The following is a 24030-nucleotide window of genomic DNA, read 5'->3' as shown; positions in this document are numbered from 1 at the left end:
CCGCCCTGCAGGACGGCGCGGAAATCGAGGTCACTCCGCGAGCGAAGCCGCCGCGCCGACGATCGCCAGGAAGCTCTCCGCCGTCAGGCTCGCGCCGCCGACCAGAGCGCCGCCGACGTCGGGTACGGCGAGCAGTTCGGCAGCGTTCTCGGCCTTGACCGAGCCGCCGTAGAGGATGCGCACTTCGGCACCGGCATCGCCGTAGATAGCAACCAGCTTTTCGCGAATCGCCTTGTGCATCGCAGCAACGTCGGCGACCGAGGGCACGCGGCCGGTTCCGATCGCCCATACCGGCTCATAGGCGACCGAGAGCTTCTCCGGCGCGCCGTCCGCGATGGGACACGAACCTTCGAGCTGCGCGGTGACCACGCCCTCGGCATCGCCCGCATCGCGCTGCGCTTCGGTTTCGCCGACGCACAGGATCACCGCGAGGCCCGCCGAAAGCGCGGCCTGCGCCTTGGCATTGACGTCGGCGTCGCTCTCACCGTGATATTCACGGCGCTCGGAATGACCGACGATCGTGAAGTCAGCCCCTGCATCCTTGAGCATCGGTGCGGACACGTCGCCGGTATAGGCGCCGCTCTCCTTCACATGGCAGTCCTGCCCGCCGACGCCGATCAGTTCGACGGCGTCACGCATCCGGAAAAGCAAGGTCGCGGGCGGCGCGAGACCGACCTGCACCTTGGGAAAGCGCTGGGCCGAACGATCGATCGCGCGCGCCTCGTTCAGCATGGCGCGCATGCCGTTCATTTTCCAATTTCCGACGATGTAAGGCAATCCAGCCATTTCAATCCTTTGATCGATCTCGGCGAACCTTCGGGAACTCCCCCGCGGGTCCCCCTCGCAGATTTCCGGTAATGCCGTTGCCGCGGAACCGGGAATCAGGTCGTCGCTGTCGCCGGGCAGCTAGGGCACCAGAGCATCGCTTGTCAAAATTCATGGATGGTTAAGCGCTGGGATTCTCCACCAGTGTCGTAGTAATGCCACCTCGCGGCTTTTGCCCAAGGCTTGTGCAAGCGGCATTGCAGGATGCGCGAAGGCCCCCTAAAGCCTGCGCCGTTTACATGCGAAGCCTTGGGGTTTCGCGCCAATATTCTGCTGATCGGCACGGTTCATGCTCCATTTCTTCCGCTCGTTTCTGAAGTCCAAGATCGGCGCCATCGTCGGTCTCGTCGTTCTCGGCCTCATCGCCCTCGCGTTCGCCAGTGGTGATATTGCAGGTCTTGGCGGTTCCGGCGGCGCTGCTCCCGGCGTGGCCGTCGCCACGGTCGGCGGCGAGAAGGTGACCACCGACGAACTCAGCCTCGGCGCCAAGCGCGGTCTCGAGCGCGTGAAGCAGCAGAGCCCGACCGCAACGATGAAGCAGCTGATCGCCGAGGGCGGCCTGCAGCAGATTCTCGACAGCCTGATCGACGGCGTCGCCTTCGCGGTCTACGGCGAGAAGCATGGCGTCGTTCTTAGCGACCGCCTCGTCGACAGCGAACTGACGCAGATCCCCGCCTTCCAGGGCGTCGACGGCAAGTTCGACCAGAACACGTTCCGCCAGGCCCTCGCCCAGCAGGGCCTCTCCGAGCAGGCCCTGCGCGACGACATCCGCAAGAACATGATCGCGCAGGAACTCGTCGTGCCCGCGCAGATCGGCTCGGTCATGTCCGAATATGCCGCGAAGCGCTACGCCTCGCTGCTGAGCGAGACCCGCAGCGGCACCGTGGTCGCCCTGCCCTCTCTGCTCTTCGCGCCCGAAAAGCAGCCGACGCAGGCCGAACTCGCGGCGTTCTACAAGGCCCACACCGGCCAGTTCGTCCGCCCCGAGCGCCGCACGATCCGCTACGCCATCGTTAGCGCCGACAAGATTCCGGCCCCGGCCGCACCGACCGACGCCGAAATCGCCGCGCGCTTCGAGGCGAACAAGGCCGCTTACGCCGCCAAGGACGATCGCCGCATTACCCAGCTGGTCGTGCCGACCGAAGCCGCCGCCAAGGCCATCGTCGCCGAAGTCGAGAAGGGCACCTCGCTCGAAGCCGCTGCTTCGGCCAAGGGCCTGTCCGCCGCCAAGCTCGAATCGTTCAGCAAGGATGACCTTTCGCGCCAGTTCTCGGCCGCCGTGGCGCAGGCCGTCTTCGCCGCGCCGGTCGGCAAGCTCGCCGCGCCGCAGAAGAGCGTGCTCGGCTGGCACGTCATCCGCGTCGACGAGGAGATCAAGACCCCGGCCAAGACGCTTGCCGAAGTTAAGGGTGAGCTCACCAGGCAGATCGCCGAGGAAAAGGCCCGCAAGTCCTACAGTGACGCCTTCGGCAAAATCGACGAGCAGCTTTCGGGCGGCTCCAACCTTGCCGAAGTCGCCAAGTCGCTCGGCGCCGAGGTCAAGCAGACCCCATCGCTGACCGCCGACGGTCAGGTCTACATGAAGCCCGGCGAGACAGTGGCGGCAGAACTGCAGCCGCTCCTCAAGACCGCGTTCGAAATGGACCAGGAACAGCCGCAGGTCGCCGAGATCGAAAAGGGCAAGTCCTTCGCGATCTACGACGTCACCGACATTCAGGCCTCGGCCCCTGCCCCGCTGGCGCAGATCCAGAACGACGTGAAGGTCGCCTGGGCGATCGACGCGGGCTCGAAGGCCGCCAAGGCCGCCGCGCTCAAGATGCAGGCCGCGATCCGCAAGGGTCAGACCATCGAGCAGGCCATGGCCGCGGCAGGCAAGAAGCTGCCCGCGCCGCAGCAGGTCTCGATGTCGCGCCCGACGCTTGCCGCCGCGCTGCAGTCGGGCCGTCAGGTGCCGCCGCCGGTCTCGCTGATGTTCCACATGGCCAAGAACACCGTGAAGGTGCAGGCGGCCGAGGGTGAGCGCGGCTGGTTCGTCGTCCAGCTCAAGGACATCGTGCCCGCCAAGATCGATTCGCCCGACATGATCCGCCGCGCGCAGACCGAACTCGGCCAGCAGCTCGGGCAGAGCTACGCCTCCGCCCTTGGCGCCGCGATGCGCAAGGACGTCGGCGTGAAGCGTCACGACGATGCCATCGCTGCCGTGCGCGACCAGCTCGCCGGCACTGCCCCCGCCAACTGATCCGAAGCGAGGGGGCAGCGATGGAGCGCGAATTCGACCGCACGGCGACGCTTGAGCAGCTGGCGCAGGGCAAGCCCGCGCTGGTCTGGCGCAAGCTCGTCGCCGACACCGAGACGCCGGTTGGCGCCGCCCTCAAGCTGATCGAGGACGGACGCGGCGACTTCCTGCTCGAATCGGTCGAAGGCGGCGAGACGCGCGGGCGCTACAGCCTGCTCGGCCTCGACCCGGACCTCGTGTTCCGCGCGAGCGGCGAGGCCTGCGAGATCAACCGCGCATGGCAGGCCGACCGCGAGGCGTTCGCACCGCTCGGCGGCGGCACCCTCGCTGAACTGCGCGCGCTGGTCGAGACCTGCCGCTGCGAGGTTCCGGCCGCGCTGCCCAAGGCTCTCGCCTGCCTCGTCGGCTACTTCGGCTACGAGACGATCGGCCTTGTCGAGAAGCTGCCACGCGCGCCGCAAAGCCCCCTCGAAGTGCCCGACATGCTGTTCGTCCGCCCGTCGCTGATCCTGATCTTCGACCGGCTTTCGGACGAACTTTTCTGCGTTGCGCCGGTGTGGCCGGAAACGGGTGACGCCGCTCTGGCGGTCGACCGCGCCGCCGAGCGCATCGACGAAGCCCTGCGCCGCCTCGCCGCCCCTGCACCCGTCGTGCCTGTCGCCACCGATCTCGCCGAGCCGGTATGCACGCCCGTCGTCCCGCCGGAGGATTACAAGGCGATGGCCCTTCGCGCGAAGGACTACATCGAGGCGGGCGACATCTTCCAGGTCGTGCTGGCCCAGCGCTTCACTTGCGAATTCCCGCTGCCACCGCTGGCGCTCTACCGTTCCCTGCGCCGCGTGAACCCCTCGCCGTTCCTCTATTTCCTCGACCTGCCCGGCTTCGCGCTGGTCGGCTCCAGCCCGGAAATCCTTGTGCGCGTGCGTGACGGCGAAGTCACCATCCGCCCGATCGCGGGCACCCGTCCGCGCGGCGCCAGCGCGGCCGAGGACAAGGCCAACGAAGCCAGCCTCCTCGCCGACCCCAAGGAACGCGCCGAGCACCTAATGCTGCTCGATCTCGGCCGCAACGACGTCGGCCGCGTCGCCGCTGCGGGCACCGTCGAGGTCACCGACAGTTACACGATCGAGCGCTACAGCCACGTCATGCACATCGTCTCGAACGTGGTCGGCCGGCTCGACACCGCGAAGCACGATGCCATCGACGCGGTCTTCGCGGGCTTTCCGGCCGGCACCGTCTCGGGCGCGCCCAAGGTCCGCGCCTGCGAGGTGATCGCCGAACTCGAACCCGAGACGCGCGGCCCTTACGCGGGCGGCGTCGGCTATTTCGCGCCGGACGGCTCGGTGGACAGCTGCATCGTCCTGCGCACCGGGCTGCTCAAGGACGGCGTCCTGCACGTGCAGGCGGGCGCGGGCATCGTGGCGGACAGCGACCCGGCCTACGAACAGCGCGAATGCGAAGCCAAGAGCGGCGCCCTCTTCGCCGCCGCACGCGAAGCGATCCGCGTTGCCGGGGAACCCGGGTTCGGGCAGTGAGGGCCTTCACGACCGAATACCGCTATCCCGACTATCTGCACGCCAACCGGCTATATCTGCTTCGACAGTGGCTGACATTGCGGTCGGCCCTGTTCTTGTTGGCGCTGTTCGTGACCGTCTCCGCGTTGAATGTCAGCGCCTATGCCGGGCCTCTTCCCTCAAGGATCGGCGCATCGGCATTGCATTCACTGGCCTATTTCGTTGGAGCCGGGGCGCTGCTCGCGATCGGCTACTTCTATTCGCTGCCTCGCACGACCCAAACTCATTGGCAGAAAAACGATCTTGCCGGGAATGCCGCCAGCTATCGGATGCAAGCCGAGGGCTTCACCGTGGCCAGCCCCTCGATCGACCTGAACCTGAACTGGCAGGACTTCCGCTGGTGGACGGAAGACGATCGGCTTCTCCTCGCCAAGCCTGAAGCTGGCTGCACGATTATATGGTTGCCCAAGGATCAGGTCGCTAACGACATTCTCGACAGCTTTCGCGAAGGCTTCGGGCGGTGTCAGGTCAAGCGGATTTGATCGCATGCGAACGCCACTAGCCCTCGCAGCTTGCGCGATCCTCGCCGCCTGCTCCTCCGACGAACCTGCCGCCAAGCCGTCAGCCCCGCCGCCTCCACCCTGTCAGGGCGCGAGCTTCGAGGGCGCCAGCTTCACGCACTGCACCGCCGTGCCGGGCCGCCACGCCATCCACACCGTCCTCGGCCCCAAGGGCGGTGCGCCCTATCGCAGCCTCTCGCAATTGGCGGTGGACCGCCCCGCGCGCAGCCACGAAGTCGCCTTCGCGATGAACGGCGGCATGTTCGACGCGGACGGCAAGCCTATCGGCTACTACGTCGAGAACGGCGAAAAACAGCACGCCCTCAACACCAACGAAGGCTGGGGCAACTTCCACCTCAGCCCCAACGGCGTCTTCTACGGCGATGCGGCAGGCAACTGGCATGTCCGCGCCAGCGACGACTTCGCGAAGTCCGTCACCGACCGTCCCGATTTCGGCACCCAGTCCGGTCCGATGCTGGTCATCTCCGGCAAGCTGCATCCGAAGATCGACGATGACGGCAAATCGCTGAAGCTACGCAACGGCGTCGGCATCGATGACAAGGGCCGCGCCCACTTCGTCATTTCCGACGAACCGGTATCCTTCGGCAAGCTCGCGCGCTATTTCCGCGACGCGCTGAAATGCGACAATGCGCTGTTCCTCGACGGCAGCGTATCATCGCTCTGGGACCCCGAACATGGCCGCGTCGACGGCGGCCCTCCGCTCGGCCCCTTGATCGTCGTCGAGAAAAGCGCAAAGGCGAAGTCATGATCCTCGTCATAGACAATTACGACAGCTTCACCTGGAACCTGGTCCATTACGTGATGGAACTGGGCGCCGAAGTGGAGGTCGTGCGCAACGACGCGCTCAGCACAGGCCAGGCCATCTCCAGCGGCGCGAAGGGCTTCCTGATCTCGCCCGGCCCCTGCACCCCCAACGAGGCGGGCATCAGCCTCGACCTCGTCGGCGCGGCGGCGGATGCGGGGATGCCGCTGCTCGGCGTGTGCCTCGGCCACCAGTCGATCGGCCAGTACTTCGGCGGCAAGGTCGTGCGCGGCGGTTTGATGCACGGCAAGACCTCCCCCGTCACGCATGACGGCACCGGCGTCTTCGCGGGCCTCCCCTCGCCCTTCACGGCGACGCGCTATCACTCGCTGATCGTCGAGGATATCCCCGAGACGCTGGTGGTGAACGCCCGCTCCGACGACGGCCACGTCATGGGATTCCGCCACGCGAGCCTGCCCATCCACGGCGTCCAGTTCCACCCGGAAAGCATCGCCACCCAGCACGGCCACGCCATGCTCGCGAACTTCCTGCGCACTTGCGGCATCGACGCAAGGCTGCCGGAGCGGCTGAGCGCATGACCCTGCCCGATCCGCTCCACCCGATCGCCGAGGACGAGGCGCAGGCCGCCTTCGCCGCCATCCTCGATGGCGAAGTGCCTGAATCCGAAATCGCCGAATTCCTCGTCGCCCTGTCGGATCGCGGCGAGACCGCCAGCGAAATCGCCGGAGCCGCGCGCGCCATGCGCGAGCGGATGATCCCGGTGAAGGCGCCCGCCAATGCCATCGACGTCTGCGGCACCGGCGGTGACGGCTTCCACACGCTCAACGTTTCGACCGCCGTTTCGCTCGTGGTGGCGGCCGCAGGCGTACCCGTCGCCAAGCACGGCAACCGCGCCGCCAGTTCCAAGGCAGGCGCCGCCGATACCCTCGAGGCCCTCGGCCTGAACCTCGACCGCGCCGTCGAGACCGCCGAAACCACTCTTGCCGAAATCGGCATCGGCTTCCTGTTCGCCGCGCGCCACCACCCGACGATGGGCAGGCTCATGCCGCTGCGCAAGTCGCTCGGGCGCCGCACGATCTTCAATCTGATGGGACCGCTGGCGAACCCTGCGCAAGTTTCGCGCCAACTCGTCGGCATTGCGCGTCCGGCCTATGTGCCGATCTACGCCGACGCCCTGCTGCGGCTCGGGACCGAGCACTCCATGGTCATCTCCGGTGATGAAGGCCTCGACGAACTGAGCCTCGCGGGCGGCAACGAAGTCGCCGAGATCCGTGGCGGCGAGCTATCCATGCGCCGCGTCGCTCCGCAGGATGCCGGGCTCCCGGTCGCTTCGGTCGATGCCATTCGCGGCGGCGATCCCGCCTACAACGCCCGCGCTCTCAATGACCTGCTGATGGGCGCGCCCGGTGCCTATCGCGACGCCGTGCTGCTTAACGCCGCCGGCGCCCTGCTCGTGGCCGGCGAAGTCGACAGCTGGGCCGAGGGCGTCGAAGAGGCTGCAGAAACCATAGACAAGGGCTTGGCCAAGGCCCTGCTCGACTGCTGGATCGCGGCAACCCGCGCCTGACGAGGAATCCATGTCCGACAAGCTCATCGAAATTTGTGATACCAAGCGGACGGAAGTCGCCGCACGCAAGGCTTTGGCGACCATCGCGGACCTCGACGCCCGTGCCGCCTTGCAAACGCCTGTTCGCGGTTTCGAAGCCGCTCTGCGCGCCAAGGCCGAATCCGGCTATGCGCTGATTGCGGAAATTAAGAAAGCTTCACCGTCCAAAGGACTGATCAGAAATGATTTTCGTCCTGCCGAACATGCGATCGCTTATGAGAAGGGTGGCGCCGCGTGCCTGTCCATCCTGACCGATGCCCCTTATTTTCAGGGCCATGAGGACTTCCTTGTCGAGGCGCGCGCTGCTTGCAGCCTTCCCGTCATCCGCAAGGACTTCATGGTCGATCCCTGGCAGGTCGCAGAAGCGCGCGCGATCGGTGCGGATGCCATCCTCATCATCGTTGCCGCACTGGACGATGTGCTGATGGCCGAAATCGAATCCGCCGCTATCGAGCGTGGTCTGGACTGCCTGGTCGAAGTTCACAACGAACATGAGATGGAGCGTGCAAGCGCATTGAAATCACGCCTTATCGGTGTGAATAATCGTGACTTGCGCCATTTTGTTACCGACATTGCGACCACCGAGCGCCTCGCACCTCTCACCCCCTCCGGAACCCTGTTGGTCAGCGAGAGCGGCATTAACGTCCATGCGGACCTCGACCGCCTTTCGTCCTGCGGCGCCCGCACGTTTCTCGTGGGCGAAAGCCTCATGCGTCAGGATGATATAGAAGCGGCGACCCACGCCCTGCTCACCGGAGTCTGAAGCTCACATGGGATTGCGATGACCAGATCTCTCACGCATATCGATGGCGACGGCAATGCGCGCATGGTCGATGTCGGTTCGAAGGCCAAGACCAAACGCATCGCCGTTGCTTCCGGTCGCATTTCCATGAATGCGGATGCGCTTGCGGCGATACGGGCTGGCAATGCGCCAAAGGGGGACGTCCTCGGGACCGCACGCATCGCAGGCATCATGGCCGCCAAGCGCACAGCGGAACTCGTTCCCATGTGCCATCCACTTGCACTGGACGCGGTGAACCTAGATTTCTCGTTTGAGGACACGGCGATCAGGGTTGTTGCGAAGGCTTCGCTGACCGGCAAGACTGGTATCGAAATGGAAGCTATAACAGCAGCTTCCATCGCACTCGTAACAATCTATGACATGGCTAAGGCGCTCGACAAGGGCATGATCATCGGCGACATTCGCCTTGTCGAAAAGGTTGGCGGCAAATCCGGCCACTGGAAAATGGACGGATGGGCCGAGTGACCGATCGTGAGCTTCTCTCGCTTGAGGATGCGCAGGCCCGCCTGCTGGCGCTTGCCGCGCCGCTCCCGATGGAGCGCGTCGACATCGAAGGGTCGCTGAACCGATATCTCGCAGAGCCGCTGCGCGCCAGGCGCACTCAGCCACCTGCCAATCTTTCCGCAATGGACGGCTATGCCGTTACCGCAGGCGACTTGCACGGACCATGGCGCGTAGTCGGTGAAAGTGCGGCTGGCCACCCTCATGTCGGCATGCTGTCGACGGGAGAGGCGGTACGCATTTCGACGGGAGCGCCACTGCCAGACGACGCGGCGGCGGTAATCCTGCAGGAAGATCTCGTGCGCGACGGTCAGTCCCTGACACTGTCCGGTGACCTGCCCGAGCCCCCGCATAAGCATATCCGGCATTGCGGTATGGACTTCGCCGAGGGTGCGCAAGTCATCTCCTCCGGCATGTGCATCACACCGGCGCAGATGGCATTGGCGATCGCCGCTGGCCATACGCATCTGCCCGTACATCGGACACCGCGCCTCACCGTGATCGACAGTGGTGATGAACTCGTGGCCGATCCAGAACTCTGCGCACCGCATCAAATCCCCGCGAGCAATGGCACCATGCTGGTCGCAATGGCGGGGGCGCTTGGCATCAACGCCCGCCGGATCGGACCGGTGGCGGACGATATCGATGCCATAACATCCGCTTTCGAAGCTTCGGGCGACGTCGATCTCATCGTAACGAGCGGCGGAGCCTCAGTCGGGGATCACGACCTCATTCGCCCGGCACTCGAGCGCTGGGGCGCCTGCATCGATTTCTGGCGCGTTGCGATCAAGCCGGGCAAGCCCATCCTCGTCGCCACGCGCGAATTGCCGGGACGGCGGCAGATCGTGCTCGGCCTCCCCGGCAACCCGGTGTCCAGCTACGTCACCGCCTATCATTTCCTCCTCCCTCTTCTGCGCGCAATGCAAGGCGCTGCGCGTCCATTGCCCATGCGCCTAACCACCCGACTGGGCATGCCGCTGCGCGCGAGCGGTCGCCGCAGGGAATTCTTGCGGGGCTGGTGGAACGGGCAAAGCGTGATGGTGCACGAACTGCAGGACAGTGGCGCCCTGTCGTCACTGGCGGCGAGCAATGTCCTTGTCGATCGCCCGGCGATGGCTGGACCCGCCGTAACGGGCGATGAAGTCCAGATCTTCCTACTCCATAATGGCGGTATTGCCTGAAGCATTGTTATTTGGTTGCTTGATTGTTCTCTCAATGTTCACTACCAGAACAAACGGGATCAGGGTTCGCCTGGTTCGGAGGTCACGAAAAGGCAGCGACAATGTTGACGCGCAAGCAGCACGAATTGCTCCGGTTCATCCAGACCCGGCTTGAGGAGAGCGGCATCTCCCCCAGTTTTGAGGAGATGAAGGAAGCGCTCGACCTCAAGTCCAAGTCCGGTGTGCACCGCCTGATTTCGGCATTGGAAGAGCGAGGCTTCATCCGCCGCCTCCCCAATCGCGCGCGCGCCCTGGAGGTCCTGCGCCAACCCGACGATACGGGCAGCAAGGCGCCTCGTCCCTCCGCTGCCAATAGCAATGACGGGATCGCACCTGTGCAGACGCCGCGCCGTGCGGTTGAACCGGCCAATGACGTGATCGAAATTCCGCTGCACGGTCGCATCGCCGCAGGCGTTCCCATCGAGGCTCTTGAAGGGCAATCGACCCTGCCTGTCCCAGCTGCTCTGCTCGGTTCGGGTGAACATTATGCGCTGGAGGTATCTGGCGATTCGATGATCGAGGCAGGTATTCTCGACGGCGATTTCGCCCTCGTTAAGCGCACCAATGCCGCGCGGGACGGTGAAATCGTGGTGGCCCTCATCCGTGGAGAGGAGGCCACCCTCAAGTACCTGCGGCGTGAAGCTGGAATGGTCCGTCTAGATCCCGCGAACGCCGCTTACGAGCCGCAAATTTATGGGCCGGATGAAGTGGAAGTTCAGGGCAAGCTCGCCGGCCTGCTCCGTCGATACAACTAAGTTCTAAGCTTACACACCGTCACCATCACGAGCGGGCAGAGCTTTTCGGAGCAGCATTAAGCTGAGCCGGATTACTTGGCCCCACTTGTGGTGGCGATTTCTGTTGAATCGACTGCAAGCAATAATTCTTTCGAGGAACTTCACTTCCCCGCGAGTGAAGCATTATTTTGCTGCCAGTGATCCATTGAGACGGCTCTGGGGTGGCGAGGCACGCCACCAGCCATGTTCGCCTTGGGCCTGCGCCACGGTATCGATCCGAGCCTGGTCCAGATATATGGCCAGTCCTCCGGTACGCTCAAGAGAACCACGATCAGCCTTGAACCAGCGTGGCCGACAACTGCGTGGTAACCACCGATCCGAAATAACGATATCGCTACGCTCACATGCAGCCGCAAGCGAACGTTCTGCCACGGAATCGCGCCCTCGCGAAATCAGCAGGTGCCAGGTCTTTCCCGATCTCCGGACGGGAACAGTGCAGAAATCCGGATTGCACAGAGCGCCCGGCAGCTTGTCGAAAGTAGCAGGCAGAGTTTCTATCCCCGCGAATTCCATAAGATTGTCCCGAGCGTAGCCGCTTCGGCTGTTCCTGAGCAAAAACAGCCGGTTTCCATCGTCTTCCACAAGGCCCACGTGACGCCCGTCGCCCGACACCAGTACGTCCGCAGGCGGCGCCATCGCCAGAAACAGCACCCCGATGGCAGCAACCGGAAGCCCTGCCCAGCGGATGCGACCGCTCCACAAGCCAAGCCAAAGCCCTCCTGCGACAAAAAGCAGGAACGCCCATGCATTCGTGCCCGGCAACAGGTTGACCGCGCCCGGCCTGGAGGCAAACCAGTGGGCCAATCCAACCAGCATATCCACCGAGATCCCGGCGAGCCACCAGAATGGCCCTCCCATCCCCACGATGTCGAGCATGAGCGCGCAAGCCAGCAACGGCATCACGATAAACGTCGACCACGGGATCGCGACCACGTTGGCAAGGGCTCCATACACACCCGCGCGGTGAAAATGGAACAGGCCGATCGGCATGAGTGCCAGGTCGATGACCGCGCCGGTCAGCAGGAGGAGGAGAAGATGCCGGACGCCTTGCGCTGCCACCCCTTCGTCGCGCGGCCCGAGGAAATGGCGCACCGGTTCGGAGGTACTGACCGCGATCAGCGCCAGAACCGCGCCGAAGCTCATCTGGAAGCTCGGCCCCATTACCGCCTCAGGCCAAAGCAGCAGGACGCTGAACGCCGCAACAGCCAGCATGCGCAAGGACAGGGGTTCACGCCCGAGGGCCAGCGCCGCCAGAACCAGCAACGCCCCTATGCATGACCGAACGGTAGGGACTTCGGCGCCGGACAGCAGCGTATAAGCCAAACCTGCGAGCGCCCCTACCCCGGCCGCGACTACCGGTAGCCTGACCCTCAATGCAATCCATGGGAAAAATGCCAGCAACCGAATTACCAGGAGATATACGGCGCCCACCATGGCGCTGACATGCAGGCCACTGATCGACAACAGGTGCGCCAGCCCCGAATCGCGCATGGCCTGGTCATCGGCCTCAGAGATTCCGCCCCGATCGCCAGTGACGAACGCAGCCGCGATACCTGCCCGCTCTTCGCCGATGCGAACCCGAATATGATCCGTCAACGACTGCCGGACATCCGACAACCCAAACCGGCCTCCGCTGGCTTTCCGAACGACCTTCACTTCCCCGATTACCGAACCGCTGGCAGCGATACCCGCGAACCAGGAGGTTCGCGCAAAGTTGTATGCACCCGGAAGCATAGGCGGAGCCGGAGGCATGAGCCTCGCGCGGAACGCCACCAGGTCTCCCACGCCGATGCCGGCCGCAGCCTCCTTGCCGGGAACATTGAGACGAACCTTGATGGCCGTGCCGTGTAACGGGTCGCGCATGGCAAGCAGCAAACGATCGCGCGCGAGCGCAGGCTGCGACTCCACTGACAGCACATGTGCGGTAAAACTACCCGTCGCGGGCCTGCCTATCGCAGCCTGGCCGACGAGTTCCGAGCGCGCCCATACAGCAAGACAACCGGCCACGACGAGCAACGGCAGCAGCATCATGGCCCGTCCCAGATGAGGATAGGCATTCCGCAAAGGAAAGGATGCATAACAAATTGCAGAAACTGCAACAAAGAGGCAGCAAAACCCTATCCACCATGCCGCGGATGATAGCCAAAACCACGCGATTATGCCGGTTGCGAAGGCCACCGTCAGCCACGGAGCCCGCTCGAAACCGGCGCCGGAAAGAAATCGCTCGACGACTGCCAAAACCCTCGACAAGAGGCCCGCAGCGGTCCATGGCCCATGCTGCAATGCAGCGGTTCCGGGGCTACCCGGAGGCGAAATTTCACAGATTGCGGCCGGGGTCCCCATGGTCGCCAATAGGACAGGAAGGTCGGGTAGATGGCAAGCGGCAGTGCATCGGGCGAGGCGACTGGCAAGAAGGCCCCCGTGCCCTCCCCTGTCGTAACGCGCTTTGCTCCCTCGCCGACCGGTTATCTCCATATCGGTGGTGCTCGCACTGCGCTGTTCAACTGGCTCTTCGCCCGGCACCACGGTGGCAAGTATCTGCTACGCATCGAGGACACAGACCGCGCCCGTTCGACCGAATCCGCAATCGACGCCATCTTCGACGGGCTTTCCTGGCTTGGTCTCGATGGTGACGAAGCGCCGGTGTTCCAGTTCGCCCGCTCCGACCGCCATGCCGAAGTCGCTGCGCAACTGATCGAGAACGGTCACGCCTATCGTTGCTACCTGACGCAGGAAGAACTCGCAGAGCGCCGCCAGAAGGCGCAGGAAGAGCGCCGCCCGTTCCGCATCGACAGCGAATGGCGCGATGCCGATCCCTCGACCTGGCCGGCCGACCGCTCGTGGGTGGTCCGCGTCAAGGCCCCGCGCGAAGGCTCGACGACGATCGAGGATCTCGTGCAGGGCACGGTCACCGTGCAAAACGAGGAAATCGACGACTTCGTCATCCTGCGCGGCGACGGCACCCCGACCTACATGCTGGCCGTGGTGGTCGATGACAACGACATGGGCGTCACCCACGTCCTGCGCGGCGACGATCATCTGAACAACGCCTTCCGCCAGCTCGTCGTCATTAACGGCATGGGCTGGGACGTTCCCGTTTACGGCCATGTGCCGCTGATTCACGGCTCTGACGGGGCAAAGCTGTCCAAGCGTCACGGCGCGCTGGGCGTCGATGCCTACCGCGACGAAATGGGCCTGCTGCCCGAAGCCGTGTTCAACTACCTGCTGCGCCTCGGCTGGGGACACGGCGATGAGGAAATCATCAGCCGCGAGCAGGCGATCGAATGGTTCGACATGGTAGACGTGGGCAAGAGCCCGTCACGCTTCGACCTGGCCAAGCTTCAGAATCTCAACGGGCACTACATCCGCGAGGCCGACGATGTGCGGCTGGCGGGCCTCGTCGAAGCACGCCTCAACGGCGTGGAAGGCGACGAGCCTGCCGACCTGCTGGTCCGCGCCATGCCCGTGCTCAAGGTCCGTGCCAAGGACCTCAACGAACTTGCAGAAGGCTCTGCCTTCCTCTTTGCCAAGCGCCCGCTCGCCATGAGCGAGAAGGCGCTGGCGCTCCTGACCATCGAGGGGCGCGAGCGCCTTGCGGCTATTCATGAGCGCCTGTCCGGCCAGGCCGACTGGACACTCGAGGCATTGGAAGCCAACCTGAAGGCAATGGCCGAGACCCTCGGATTGGGCCTCGGCAAGCTCGCGCAACCCTTGCGGGCAGCCCTGACGGGTCAGACGACTTCGCCGGGGATATTCGACGTACTGGTATTGCTCGGACGGGAAGAAAGCCTCGCGCGCATTGGCGAGCAGGCACAGGTTCCCGCCGGGTCGCAGTCATAAGGAGATAATTGGTGGGTGATCAGGCTAAACTGAGCGTCGGTGGCGCGGAACACGACTATCCCGTTCTGAAGGGAAGCGTGGGTCCGGACGTCATCGATATCCGCAAGCTCTACGGCCAGACGGGCGCGTTCACGTTCGATCCGGGCTTTACCTCGACCGCGAGCTGCGAGTCGGCGCTGACCTACATCGATGGCGACGAAGGCGTTCTGCTGCACCGCGGCTATCCGATCGGCCAGCTGGCCGAGAACTCCTCGTTCATGGAAACGAGCTACCTGCTTCTGAATGGTGAACTGCCGAGCAAGGATGAACTTGCGACGTTCGAGAACACCATCACGCGCCACACCATGCTGCACGAGCAGCTGGCGACGTTCTATCGCGGTTTCCGCCGCGACGCGCATCCGATGGCGATCATGTGCGGTGTGGTCGGCGCGCTTTCGGCGTTCTACCACGATTCGACCGACATCGCGGACCCTGAGCATCGCAAGATCAGCTCGCACCGCCTGATCGCAAAAATGCCCACGATCGCGGCGATGGCCTACAAGTACTCGGTCGGCCAGCCGTTCCTCTATCCGGACAACAAGCTGAGCTACACCGGCAACTTCCTGCGCATGACCTTTGGCGTGCCCGCAGAAGAGTACGAGGTGGTCCCGGCGGTCGAAAAGGCGATGGACCGCATCTTCATTCTCCACGCCGACCACGAGCAGAACGCCTCGACCTCGACCGTGCGTCTTGCCGGTTCGTCGGGCGCGAACCCCTTCGCGTGCATCGCGGCGGGCATCGCCTGCCTCTGGGGTCCTGCGCATGGCGGCGCAAACGAAGCCGCGCTCAACATGCTCAAGGAGATCGGCACCCCCGATCGCATCCAGCACTACATCGACCGCGCCAAGGACAAGAGCGATCCGTTCCGCCTGATGGGCTTCGGTCACCGCGTCTACAAGAACTACGACCCGCGCGCGACGGTCATGCAGTCGACCCTGCGCGAGGTGTTCGAGGCACTCAACGTCACCGATCCGCTGTTCGAGACCGCACTGCGCCTCGAAGAGATCGCGCTCAGCGATCCCTACTTCGCGGAAAAGAAGCTGTTCCCGAACGTGGACTTCTACTCGGGCATCATCCTTTCGGCGATCGGCTTCCCGACCACCATGTTCACCGTTCTGTTCGCTCTGGCGCGCACCGTGGGCTGGGTTGCGCAGTGGAACGAAATGATCTCCGATCCCGGCCAGAAGATCGGCCGTCCGCGCCAGCTCTACACCGGCCCGACGCAGCGCGACTACGTGCCGCTCGACAAGCGCTAAGGGTCATATCCGCGAGCATTCGCGGTTACCCGACAAACGGCCCTCGCGAACGCGGGGGCCTTTTTCGTTGTGCCTGCGGTGAGAACTTGTCTCTTTTGAGCAATCGCGCCACAATCCCGCCGCATCCGGAGCGCAACCTCCCTGCTCGAATGGGGGCGCACTTTAATGCCGATTGTTAGATTCCTGGCGACAATCCTAGGCCTTCTGGCGGTCGCCGCAGGGATTTTCGTAGTCTTGCAAGGCACCGGGGTACTCAAGTGGCCGGCGGGCAGTGCCATGATCGCCGATCGTGCCTGGGCCGTGCGCGGTGCTGTTTTTGCGATGGTCGGCGGTATCGTCGTTTGGCTGGGCCGCAGGTGCTAGATCGGCTTCAGGCGTCCGTATCCACCGGAACTTCGAGAATGAACCGCGCACCGTGGCCCGGGTCGCTCTCGATGAGCAAATCGCCGCCCATGGCGCGAGCCAATCGCCGCGATATATAAAGTCCCAGGCCAGAACCACCGTCACCGCTTCGGCCCAGACGCTCGAACTTCTCGAATACCCGCGCCTGATCACTGATGCTGAGGCCAGGCCCCTGATCCGCGACGATGGCGCGGGCGCGGGCGCCTTCGACCTCGACATGAACGTCCACGCGCGATCCATCCGGCGAATACCGGATGGCATTGCCGATCAGGTTGAGCAGGATCTGAAGCACGCGCCGGAACTCCGCCAGGGCCGGAGCATGATCGTCCGGCATCGGCGATACGATTGCGATGCCCTTTTCGCGCGCCCGGACTCCCAGGATACCAGCGGCCTGACGGGCAACATCGGCCAAGTCGATAAAGTCCGGGGTCGTTGAAAAGTTGTCGTCCTCGACGACTTCAAGGTCGGCCATGTCCTCCAGCAGGTCCAGCAACAGCTTGCCTGCACTGGCGATTTCGCCGGCATATTCGGCATAGGCATCAGGAAGCGGCCCGGCCAAACGGGTCCGGATAGTCTCCGCATTCGCCACGATCCGGGCGATCGGTTGCCTCAGAACCGGTGCCAGATCCTGCCCGACCAATCCACGACGCTGCACCGAAGGCGGCGCCTCCACGACAGGCACCCAGCCCGAAGGTGCTTCGTCCGACAACAGTAGCAGTTCGAAGCCCGAAGGTTCGAAACCAGGCCTAATATGCGGCACCAGCGATACCCGCCACGACCGCGTTGATCCGGCGACGACCACCGGCGCACCGTCGAGCAGACGCCAGTGAAGTGGCTGCCGATGCGTCACGTTCTCTGGCGGCAGGAAGTCGGTCCAGCAGCGCCCCATCCCCTGTTCCATCGCGGCGGCGAGTGCCGCCAGTTCGGGAGAGTCGCACGTGACGGCGATCAGGCGCTGCCCGGCGTCGAGCCAGGCGCTCAGTTCAGCCAGATGCCGGTCGGTGACCGCGCGCCGGCTCTCGCCGGTTGCGCCTTCTTCGGAGCCTACCGCTGCTGTCTGCCAACTGCGGACGCGGATCAAACACCCCTCTCCCTCGGGCTCGACTTCGACCCACGAGGAGATCGCATCGCTGCCGTCTTGCGCCTGGATGGATCGCTCCACCGGGCAACCCGCCCGGCGAGCACCGCGCACCAGATCGAGCAGTTCGGGAATCGCTATGACACCGGGCATTTCGCCACCGCACCGAAGCTGAAGACCGGCAAGCGGCTCGTCAGCGCTGATCAGGCAGTCATGGGCATCGCAGATGGCGTGGGCGAGTATGGCGCCGTCGCTCCGGATCATGGCACGGTAGCCCCGTTCGAAAGGATCGATGCGGCGCGCCAGGCATCGATCTTGGCGAGCCCCGCCGGAAAGCTGGTCACCCCATGAATCGCCCGCACTTGCCCTTCGGCGACTTCCGCCGGTGCCTGCGCAGCCAACAGGCAAAGAGCCAGACGCACCTGCTGAGCTGGCAGCGTCGCCTTGGTGACCGCGTCCCGCGGTTCGCCGGAGCGCCGGGCCAGCGCTGTCAGGAACAACGCGACACCCGCCTGAGAAATAGACAACGAGGCTTCCAGGCTCAGGTCGGCAACAACGCGATCCGCGCAGGTCAACCGGTTGGAAGCCTCCCTATGGGTGCGCCGTACCTCCTCTTCGACAGCCAGAGCACGCTCAGAAAGCGTAGGCTCGGCCCCGACCAGCGAGCGCAGGATGGCCAGCACCGCTTCGAGCACGCCCTGGGGCAATTCCGCCAGCGGAAGCGCCATGCGCCGCTGCCCCTGGCTCCACCGGGCCTGCGCAGCGAGGAAACCCCGTGCCGACGCATCTCCGGAAGCGAGCAGCTCCTGCATCAGCGAAGGCGCGACCGGATCAAGGCCGAGCCTGTCCTGCAGCCGCTCGGTCAACTGCCATTCCAGCGCGACGGCATGGACATGCGCAAGCAGAGCCGGTTCGTCGAGGAAAGCGCGCGTCAGCACCGCGATTTCCTCGGGAGCATGGGCACGCCGATCCGCACTGCCGATCAAGGCATCGAGCAATTGACCTGCGATATCCGACAAGATGCCCCTGACCCGCGCAAGGATTTCTTCGCTGAGGGCAGCGCTCTGCTCGGCCGCCACGAGATAGCGCAACACCGGCAGCGCGGAAGCCGCGGCGGAGTCGCCGCGCACAAGGTCGCGTCGCAGCGCTGCCTCTGCGGCTTGCGTATCCGCCGGATGGACGGCCTGATCGATCATATGACCCGTCTAACCGGCATCTGGTTAATTCGAGGTTATCCGTCGCGCCGCCGCGGCAGCACGAGCGCCGCGACCACGAGACCGGCCGAAAGCAGCCTTACAGCAAGCAGAACCTGTCCGAAGCCCGAAGCGAATGCGAGGATCACGCCGAGCAATGCCCGGTCTGCGAAAAAGCCCGCAAAACGTCCGATGGCGATGCGCGGCAACAGTACCAGGAGCATCATCAGAATTGCCGGGGTGCACAGCCAAGCCAGCACCGGTTCCCCCGGGAAACGGGGGGTATCCAGCAGGATCAGGGCGGCAAAGGCCACATCGACCAGCCAGACCAGGGCGTCCGCACGCGGGATCGCGGGAGAAGCCTGCCCAAGCGCATGTCGCTCTGCTGCGCGCAACAGACGACTGGCCTCCACCAGCAGCCATGCGACCGCCAGGAACCCGAAGGCGCACCACAGGAACCCGAACCAGCCTGCCCCCACCGCAAGGAACAGCGCAACCAGTACAGCTGCCGACACGACATTGCTGGCATTACCCGCATGCAGAAGCGAGGAACCGAAGCTCAGAACCGCGAAACGCGCGATCGTGCGCCCGGGAGTACGCGGACCGTCCTGCGCGAAGCGACTGCGCATCCACTCGTCTTCCAGCGCATAGGCTTCCGCCTCGCTGCGTACCATGCGCCAGCCGGAACCAGCGCGATCGGCCGCCGGCACCTCACGCATGACGATACCGGACTGGAGCGCGATGCGTGTCAGGGCGGAGATCGCATCCACGTCGGGCGGAAGTTCGTGCAGGCGTTCCACCAGAGCGCCTGGGACGCGCATCAAACCCGCCGTGGCACGGTTGATATCGATACGCTCGAAACCGGCCGCGAGAGCGCCTTCGACCGGCTGGACCAGAACCATGGGAGCCCGCCCCTCAAGCAGGCTCGCCGCGGCTGCGGGATCGGCGAAAAGGCCTTCAGAAACCACGACCAGTTCGTCGCCCGCCGTCACCAGCCCGGCAAGTTGGCTGGCTCCGGTCGCAATGGCGAACTGCAGTCCGGCGTCCTCGGCATCATGCTGAAGAGCGATCAGTTCGGGTGAGGTCCCGCGCGCCATGCAGATGACACGCTGGCATTCGAGCGCAAGCACCATGCCGAGCTGATGCTGCGCAACGCTCGCGCCCGCAACGCGCAGGAATGCGCGCGGGAACGGCTGCCCCGACGCGGCAGGCTCCGTCATGGCCAACAATGCTATGCGCAAATTCGAAACTCCAGCACCCCGGCAAGATGTAGGCAGGTCGACGCCAAGTGCCAAGCCAAAGCGGCGGATCAGGTTCCGGAAAACTCCGTCAGATAGGATTTGAGGCGACGCACCGCAGTCGGTTCGCCCGGTGCGGCGTCCAGGGCATCCTGTGCCAGTTCCAGCAATCGCATCGAATGGAAGCTCGCCGCAAGACCCTTCAACCGCGTGGCCGCAATCACCCAGTTGCCGTCGCAGCGCGCCCGTTCGAGCAGATCTACCTGCCGCTCGACCCCCTCGATATAGGCCGCGCGCAACTCCGCCATCAGCACGGGGTCGCCACCCGCCGCAGCGGCAAGAGTGGCTTCGAGGGCTCCAGCTTCATACGCCATTTCCCCAGCTTAATCTCGGAAGTCTTAAACCGGGGTTTATCGGCCCGGTGCACGTGGTATCCTAGCCGGATGGTTGGGGAAAACAGGATCATCGCATTCGGCGCAGGCAACGGCGAAACGTCGGAGCCCGAAGCGCCGACAATTGCGGCCGAATCGGCAATCGAGGCGGAAACGCCCGAAACCTGGGACGACGCCTGGGTTGCGTCCGATGGCGTCGAGGACCCGGTTGCACCGGCTTCCGGCAACGAATGGATCGCGCCCGCCGTGGCTGGAACTCTCGTGGTCGCGTGGAGCGGCCTGTTCGTCTTGGCGAGCCTGCCCGCGTTCAGGACGGGTCTGCCGCTGACCCAGCTTCCGGCACTTGTGATGCAGTGGAGCGTACCCGTCCTGCTGATCGGCCTCGGATGGCTGATCACAATGCGCCACAGCGCGCGCGAAGGCCGTCGCTTTGGCCACGTCGCTCATGCACTGTCGACCGAATCGGCTCTTCTCGAACGGCGCCTCACCACCGTGAACCGCGAATTGAGCCTGGCCCGCGAGTTCATCGCCGCCCAGACGCGCGACCTCGAAACGCTGGGCCGCCTCGCCGCCGAACGCCTGTCCCAGAATGCCGAGCGCCTGCAGGAACTCGTGCGTGACAATGGCGCGCGCGTCGATTCGATCAGTTCGGTCAGCACCGCCGCACTCGACAACATGGAGAAGCTGCGTGGCCAGTTGCCGGTCATCGCCAGTTCGGCAAAGGATGTGACCAACAACATCGCCAATGCCGGCCGCACCGCCCATGCCCAGCTCGAGGACATGATCAACGGCTTCAACCGACTGAACGAATTCGGTTCCGCCAGCACTCGCCAGGTGTCGCTGCTGCGCGATCAGGTCAACGAGACGCTCGATGGCTTTAACGCGCGCAGCGAGCAGCTCGAACAGGCCGTAGCCGCGCGCTTTGTCGCGCTCGATGAGCACGGTGAGGACTTCCGCAACCGCCTCGACAAGCATGAGATCAATGCGCTCGCGGCGATTCGTACCCGCGCCAAGGCGCTGACGGACGAAATCGACCAGGGACGTCAGCAGCTGGACCGGCAAGAAGCGGAAAGCCTCACCTCGTTGCGCGCTCGGCTCAGCGCGCTGCGGGACGAAAGCGATGTCGTCTCGCGCGCGTTGCGACAGGCTGAAGAGCGCGCAACGACGAATCTGCGGGCTTCGCTGTCCGAACTGTCCGAGGAGCAGACGGCAGCGGGTATCGCCATTGCCGAGGCGCAGCAGACCGCGATCGATGCACTCACGGATCGGCTTGCCGGGATCGCGGCGGATGCCTGCCAGCTCGATGAATCGATTGGTCTGCGCGCCGAGCGGCTGGCCATGGAGGCCGGGGAGCGGCAGTCACGCCAGGTCGAGCAGGAACGCCACGCCATCGCCCGCATCGATCATATGCTGGGTGAACTCGACGTATCGATTGCCGAACGCCTGGAACGTCACCGCATTCAGGCCGCCGCCCTTGCCGAACGCGCGGCTGCGGTGACCGGCGAGCTTGGCCGCTTCGAGGCTCGCATCGAAACCATCACCGTGCAGACCGGGGAAGTCGAAGACCGCCTTTCGACCAGCCTCTCGACGTTGACCGACCGTCTGACGGCCGCGCGCGCGACACTGGCGGCGACCGATACCGAAGTGGAAAAGCTGACCGAGGACAGCGTTCGCCTGCTGGAACTGATCCAGGCGAGCGCCCGCCAGACCGGCAACACACTTCCCGAGGCGCTTGCCGTATCGGAAGATCGCCTCCGCCGAATTCAGGACGGGCTTGGCGCAGTTCTGGTGCAGCTGCGTGAAGCGGCGCAAGGTGGCGAGGACGTTGCCGCCGAAATCGGCGTATCAGGGCGCGATCTTGATGCGCTCATAGGCGGCCTCACTCAGGCGCAGGCCCAGATTTCGGCGCGCGGAGCAGATCATGCCGCCCTGCTCGGCCGCCTTCAGGATACGCTTGGCGAGATCGACACGGCCACACAGACGGCTGCGGACAAGGCAGGCGGCGCGCTGATCGGCGCACTCGCCGCCTTGGGCACGACCCTGGACGAAACGGTTTGCGCGATCGAGGAAGACAGCGCCGAACGCATCACGCGGATCGCCGAGACCCTGGCCGACGAGAGCGCCGCAGCCATTGAAAAGGCCATGCGCGGCAAGGTCGCGGAAATCTCCGGCCAGCTCGAACAAGCGGTAGCCCATGCCTCGGGCGTCACCCGCGAAGCGACCACCCAGCTGCGCGAGCAGATCACCAAGGTCGATGATCTCGTCGGCAATCTCGAGGGCCGCGTCACGCAAGCCCGCGAGAAGGCTGAAGAGCAAGTCGACAACGACTTCGCCCGCCGAGCCGCATTCATCACGGAATCGCTCAATTCAAACGCAATCGACATCGCCACGGTGCTGTCGAGCGACATCGCCGACAGCGCTTGGGCAGCATACTTGCGGGGTGATCGAGGCATCTTCACTCGCCGGGCCGTGAGCCTCCTCGATGCGGGAGAGATCAAGACGATCCAGCAGATCTTCGAGCGCGACGACGCCTTCCGCGCCAACGTCAGCCGTTATATCCACGACTTCGAGTCGATCCTGCGTCAGGTCCTCTCGACCCGCGACGGCAACGCTCTGGGCGTTACGCTCCTGTCCTCTGACATGGGCAAGCTCTACGTGGCGCTGGCGCAGGGCATCGAGCGTTTGCGGGGTTAAGGATGAGCCTGGAACGCGATTGGATGCAATCGCGTTCCGGCCATCGCGGCGGAACGATCAATCCACGTCCCGGTAGACCGCACCGACATGCGCCGCGCCTCGGGCTGAGGCAAGTTTCTCCTGCCTTTCCCGCTCTCGATAGGCCGCTCGCTGTTCGTCAGTGCGCTCGCCATGACAAGCGGGGCAACTCACACCGATCTCGTAGAGTTCCGATTCCCTGTCCTCCGCGCTGATCGGGCGGCGGCAAGCGTGGCACAGTTCGTAGCTGCCTTGGACCAATCCGTGCCTGATGGTCACGCGCTGATCGAAAACGAAGCATTCGCCCTCCCACAAGCTCTGGTCCTGCGGCACGGTTTCCAGGTATTTCAGAATTCCGCCCTTCAGGTGATACACCTTCTCGACGCCTTCCTGCTTGAGGAAAGCCGTCGACTTCTCGCAGCGGATGCCGCCGGTACAGAACATCGCCACCTTCGGCGGCTTCCCCTGCCCCAGCAACCTGTCACGCTCGGCGCGGAACCATTCGGGGAACTCGCGGAAGGTCTGGGTCTGCGGGTCGATAGCCCCGGAGAACGTCCCCACCGCCACTTCGTAGTCGTTGCGGGTATCGATCACGATCGTGTCCGGATCGGAGATCAGCGCGTTCCAGTCCTGCGGCTCGACATATGTGCCCACGGTCGCCAGCGGATCGATATCCGGCTGACCCATCGTCACGATCTCGCGCTTGATCCGCACTTTCATACGATGGAACGGCATGTGCGGCGCGTCGGAGAACTTGACGTCCACCCCGGCACATCCCGGCAGTCCGCGCACATGCGCAACGATCGCAGCGATCCCCGCCTCGGTCCCGGCGATAGTCCCGTTGATCCCCTCACCCGCCAGCAGCAGCGTGCCGCGAATGCCGTGCGTGTGACACAGTGCCTCGAGCGGCACCTTCAGCGCAGCGGGGTCATCGAAACGGGTAAAGCAGTAAAGCGCCGCCACGCACAGGTGTGGCGCGCTGGTATCCAGCGGTTCCATGGCCTGCCTCTAACGCGGAACGACGCGAAAGCCAAAGGC

The 24030-nt window shown here is 64.5% G+C and carries 20 protein-coding genes; 13 read left to right on the top strand and 7 right to left on the bottom strand.

The window, feature by feature from the left end:
- Positions 1-30: 30 nt before the first annotated feature.
- Positions 31-786 carry a triose-phosphate isomerase gene (gene tpiA, locus ACODRZ_RS10965; RefSeq protein WP_488970506.1) on the bottom strand — a complete coding sequence of 252 codons (756 nt, stop codon included), beginning with the start codon at positions 784-786 and terminating at the stop codon, positions 31-33.
- A 328-nt stretch (positions 787-1114) separates the two neighbouring features.
- Here tpiA and ACODRZ_RS10960 point away from each other — a divergent pair, with 328 nt between their 5' ends.
- From ACODRZ_RS10960 to lexA, 10 genes are all read left to right on the top strand, one after another.
- Positions 1115-3064: a peptidylprolyl isomerase gene (locus ACODRZ_RS10960; protein ID WP_488970505.1), complete on the top strand. Its 1950-nt coding sequence runs from the start codon at positions 1115-1117 to the stop codon at positions 3062-3064.
- A 20-nt stretch (positions 3065-3084) separates the two neighbouring features.
- Positions 3085-4596 (top strand): anthranilate synthase component I family protein, encoded by a 1512-nt coding sequence (locus ACODRZ_RS10955; protein ID WP_488970504.1) that lies wholly within the window; start codon positions 3085-3087, stop codon positions 4594-4596.
- Positions 4593-5117 carry a hypothetical protein gene (locus ACODRZ_RS10950; RefSeq protein WP_488970503.1) on the top strand — a complete coding sequence of 175 codons (525 nt, stop codon included), beginning with the start codon at positions 4593-4595 and terminating at the stop codon, positions 5115-5117. Before ACODRZ_RS10955 ends, ACODRZ_RS10950 begins: the two co-directional genes overlap by 4 nt.
- Before the next feature lie 4 nt (positions 5118-5121).
- Positions 5122-5904, top strand: coding sequence for a phosphodiester glycosidase family protein (locus ACODRZ_RS10945; protein ID WP_488970502.1), 783 nt, complete (start codon positions 5122-5124; stop codon positions 5902-5904).
- On the top strand, positions 5901-6497 hold the full coding sequence (locus ACODRZ_RS10940) for an anthranilate synthase component II (RefSeq protein WP_488970501.1): 597 nt from the start codon (positions 5901-5903) through the stop codon (positions 6495-6497). The genes ACODRZ_RS10945 and ACODRZ_RS10940 overlap by 4 nt, the downstream gene beginning before the upstream one ends.
- Positions 6494-7486, top strand: a complete 993-nt coding sequence (trpD, locus tag ACODRZ_RS10935; RefSeq protein WP_488970500.1) for an anthranilate phosphoribosyltransferase — start codon at positions 6494-6496, stop codon at positions 7484-7486. Before ACODRZ_RS10940 ends, trpD begins: the two co-directional genes overlap by 4 nt.
- 10 nt (positions 7487-7496) lie before the next feature.
- A complete protein-coding gene (gene trpC, locus ACODRZ_RS10930; RefSeq protein WP_488970499.1) occupies positions 7497-8288 on the top strand; it encodes an indole-3-glycerol phosphate synthase TrpC in 792 nt (263 codons plus the stop codon).
- Positions 8289-8306: 18 nt separating this feature from the next.
- Complete coding sequence (gene moaC / locus ACODRZ_RS10925) at positions 8307-8792, top strand: cyclic pyranopterin monophosphate synthase MoaC (RefSeq protein WP_488970498.1); 486 nt, start codon at positions 8307-8309, stop codon at positions 8790-8792.
- Complete coding sequence (locus ACODRZ_RS10920) at positions 8789-10009, top strand: molybdopterin molybdotransferase MoeA (RefSeq protein WP_488970497.1); 1221 nt, start codon at positions 8789-8791, stop codon at positions 10007-10009. The genes moaC and ACODRZ_RS10920 overlap by 4 nt, the downstream gene beginning before the upstream one ends.
- 101 nt (positions 10010-10110) lie before the next feature.
- Positions 10111-10803 carry a transcriptional repressor LexA gene (lexA, locus tag ACODRZ_RS10915; protein ID WP_488970496.1) on the top strand — a complete coding sequence of 231 codons (693 nt, stop codon included), beginning with the start codon at positions 10111-10113 and terminating at the stop codon, positions 10801-10803.
- 162 nt (positions 10804-10965) lie between these two features.
- On the opposite strand, the gene ACODRZ_RS10910 is transcribed toward lexA, so the two are convergent.
- Entirely contained in the window at positions 10966-13185 is a 2220-nt protein-coding gene (locus ACODRZ_RS10910; protein WP_488970495.1) for a ComEC/Rec2 family competence protein, read from the bottom strand.
- Between the two features lie 30 nt (positions 13186-13215).
- Here ACODRZ_RS10910 and gltX point away from each other — a divergent pair, with 30 nt between their 5' ends.
- On the top strand, positions 13216-14682 hold the full coding sequence (gltX, locus tag ACODRZ_RS10905) for a glutamate--tRNA ligase (RefSeq protein ID WP_488970494.1): 1467 nt from the start codon (positions 13216-13218) through the stop codon (positions 14680-14682).
- An 11-nt stretch (positions 14683-14693) separates the two neighbouring features.
- Positions 14694-15977 (top strand): citrate synthase, encoded by a 1284-nt coding sequence (locus ACODRZ_RS10900; RefSeq protein ID WP_008833037.1) that lies wholly within the window; start codon positions 14694-14696, stop codon positions 15975-15977.
- 370 nt (positions 15978-16347) lie between these two features.
- On the opposite strand, the gene ACODRZ_RS10895 is transcribed toward ACODRZ_RS10900, so the two are convergent.
- The 4 genes from ACODRZ_RS10895 to ACODRZ_RS10880 all read right to left on the bottom strand — a co-directional run bounded on the left by ACODRZ_RS10895 (position 16348) and on the right by ACODRZ_RS10880 (position 20262).
- The gene (locus ACODRZ_RS10895) at positions 16348-17721 is read right to left on the bottom strand and encodes a sensor histidine kinase (RefSeq protein WP_488970493.1); all 1374 of its coding nucleotides are present in this window, start codon (positions 17719-17721) and stop codon (positions 16348-16350) included.
- A complete protein-coding gene (locus ACODRZ_RS10890; RefSeq protein ID WP_488970492.1) occupies positions 17718-18653 on the bottom strand; it encodes a hypothetical protein in 936 nt (311 codons plus the stop codon). The genes ACODRZ_RS10895 and ACODRZ_RS10890 overlap by 4 nt, the downstream gene beginning before the upstream one ends.
- Before the next feature lie 35 nt (positions 18654-18688).
- Positions 18689-19870, bottom strand: a complete 1182-nt coding sequence (locus ACODRZ_RS10885) for a hypothetical protein (RefSeq protein WP_488970491.1) — start codon at positions 19868-19870, stop codon at positions 18689-18691.
- Between the two features lie 89 nt (positions 19871-19959).
- Entirely contained in the window at positions 19960-20262 is a 303-nt protein-coding gene (locus ACODRZ_RS10880; protein ID WP_488970490.1) for an Hpt domain-containing protein, read from the bottom strand.
- A gap of 69 nt (positions 20263-20331) precedes the next feature.
- On the opposite strand from ACODRZ_RS10880, the gene ACODRZ_RS10875 reads away from it, so the two are divergent.
- Positions 20332-22974, top strand: coding sequence for a coiled-coil domain-containing protein (locus ACODRZ_RS10875; RefSeq protein WP_488970489.1), 2643 nt, complete (start codon positions 20332-20334; stop codon positions 22972-22974).
- A gap of 57 nt (positions 22975-23031) precedes the next feature.
- Here ACODRZ_RS10875 and trhO read toward each other — a convergent pair whose 3' ends face one another.
- Positions 23032-23991, bottom strand: coding sequence for an oxygen-dependent tRNA uridine(34) hydroxylase TrhO (gene trhO / locus ACODRZ_RS10870; protein ID WP_488970488.1), 960 nt, complete (start codon positions 23989-23991; stop codon positions 23032-23034).
- Positions 23992-24030: the final 39 nt, after the last annotated feature.

It is taken from the genome of Novosphingobium sp. FG90 (genome assembly GCF_057808725.1).
Note: the sequence above shows the minus strand (reverse complement) of the source record. Positions and strands in the feature narration are given on the sequence as shown.

Coding starts and splice junctions, on each gene's coding strand:
- tpiA (WP_488970506.1), bottom strand. CDS start 786: ATGGCTGGATTGCCTTACATCGTCGGAAATTGGAAAATGAACGGCATG.
- ACODRZ_RS10960 (WP_488970505.1), top strand. CDS start 1,115: ATGCTCCATTTCTTCCGCTCGTTTCTGAAGTCCAAGATCGGCGCCATC.
- ACODRZ_RS10955 (WP_488970504.1), top strand. CDS start 3,085: ATGGAGCGCGAATTCGACCGCACGGCGACGCTTGAGCAGCTGGCGCAG.
- ACODRZ_RS10945 (WP_488970502.1), top strand. CDS start 5,122: ATGCGAACGCCACTAGCCCTCGCAGCTTGCGCGATCCTCGCCGCCTGC.
- ACODRZ_RS10940 (WP_488970501.1), top strand. CDS start 5,901: ATGATCCTCGTCATAGACAATTACGACAGCTTCACCTGGAACCTGGTC.
- trpD (WP_488970500.1), top strand. CDS start 6,494: ATGACCCTGCCCGATCCGCTCCACCCGATCGCCGAGGACGAGGCGCAG.
- trpC (WP_488970499.1), top strand. CDS start 7,497: ATGTCCGACAAGCTCATCGAAATTTGTGATACCAAGCGGACGGAAGTC.
- moaC (WP_488970498.1), top strand. CDS start 8,307: ATGACCAGATCTCTCACGCATATCGATGGCGACGGCAATGCGCGCATG.
- lexA (WP_488970496.1), top strand. CDS start 10,111: ATGTTGACGCGCAAGCAGCACGAATTGCTCCGGTTCATCCAGACCCGG.
- ACODRZ_RS10910 (WP_488970495.1), bottom strand. CDS start 13,185: ATGGGGACCCCGGCCGCAATCTGTGAAATTTCGCCTCCGGGTAGCCCC.
- gltX (WP_488970494.1), top strand. CDS start 13,216: ATGGCAAGCGGCAGTGCATCGGGCGAGGCGACTGGCAAGAAGGCCCCC.
- ACODRZ_RS10895 (WP_488970493.1), bottom strand. CDS start 17,721: ATGATCCGGAGCGACGGCGCCATACTCGCCCACGCCATCTGCGATGCC.
- ACODRZ_RS10890 (WP_488970492.1), bottom strand. CDS start 18,653: ATGATCGATCAGGCCGTCCATCCGGCGGATACGCAAGCCGCAGAGGCA.
- ACODRZ_RS10885 (WP_488970491.1), bottom strand. CDS start 19,870: ATGACGGAGCCTGCCGCGTCGGGGCAGCCGTTCCCGCGCGCATTCCTG.
- ACODRZ_RS10880 (WP_488970490.1), bottom strand. CDS start 20,262: ATGGCGTATGAAGCTGGAGCCCTCGAAGCCACTCTTGCCGCTGCGGCG.
- ACODRZ_RS10875 (WP_488970489.1), top strand. CDS start 20,332: ATGGTTGGGGAAAACAGGATCATCGCATTCGGCGCAGGCAACGGCGAA.
- trhO (WP_488970488.1), bottom strand. CDS start 23,991: ATGGAACCGCTGGATACCAGCGCGCCACACCTGTGCGTGGCGGCGCTT.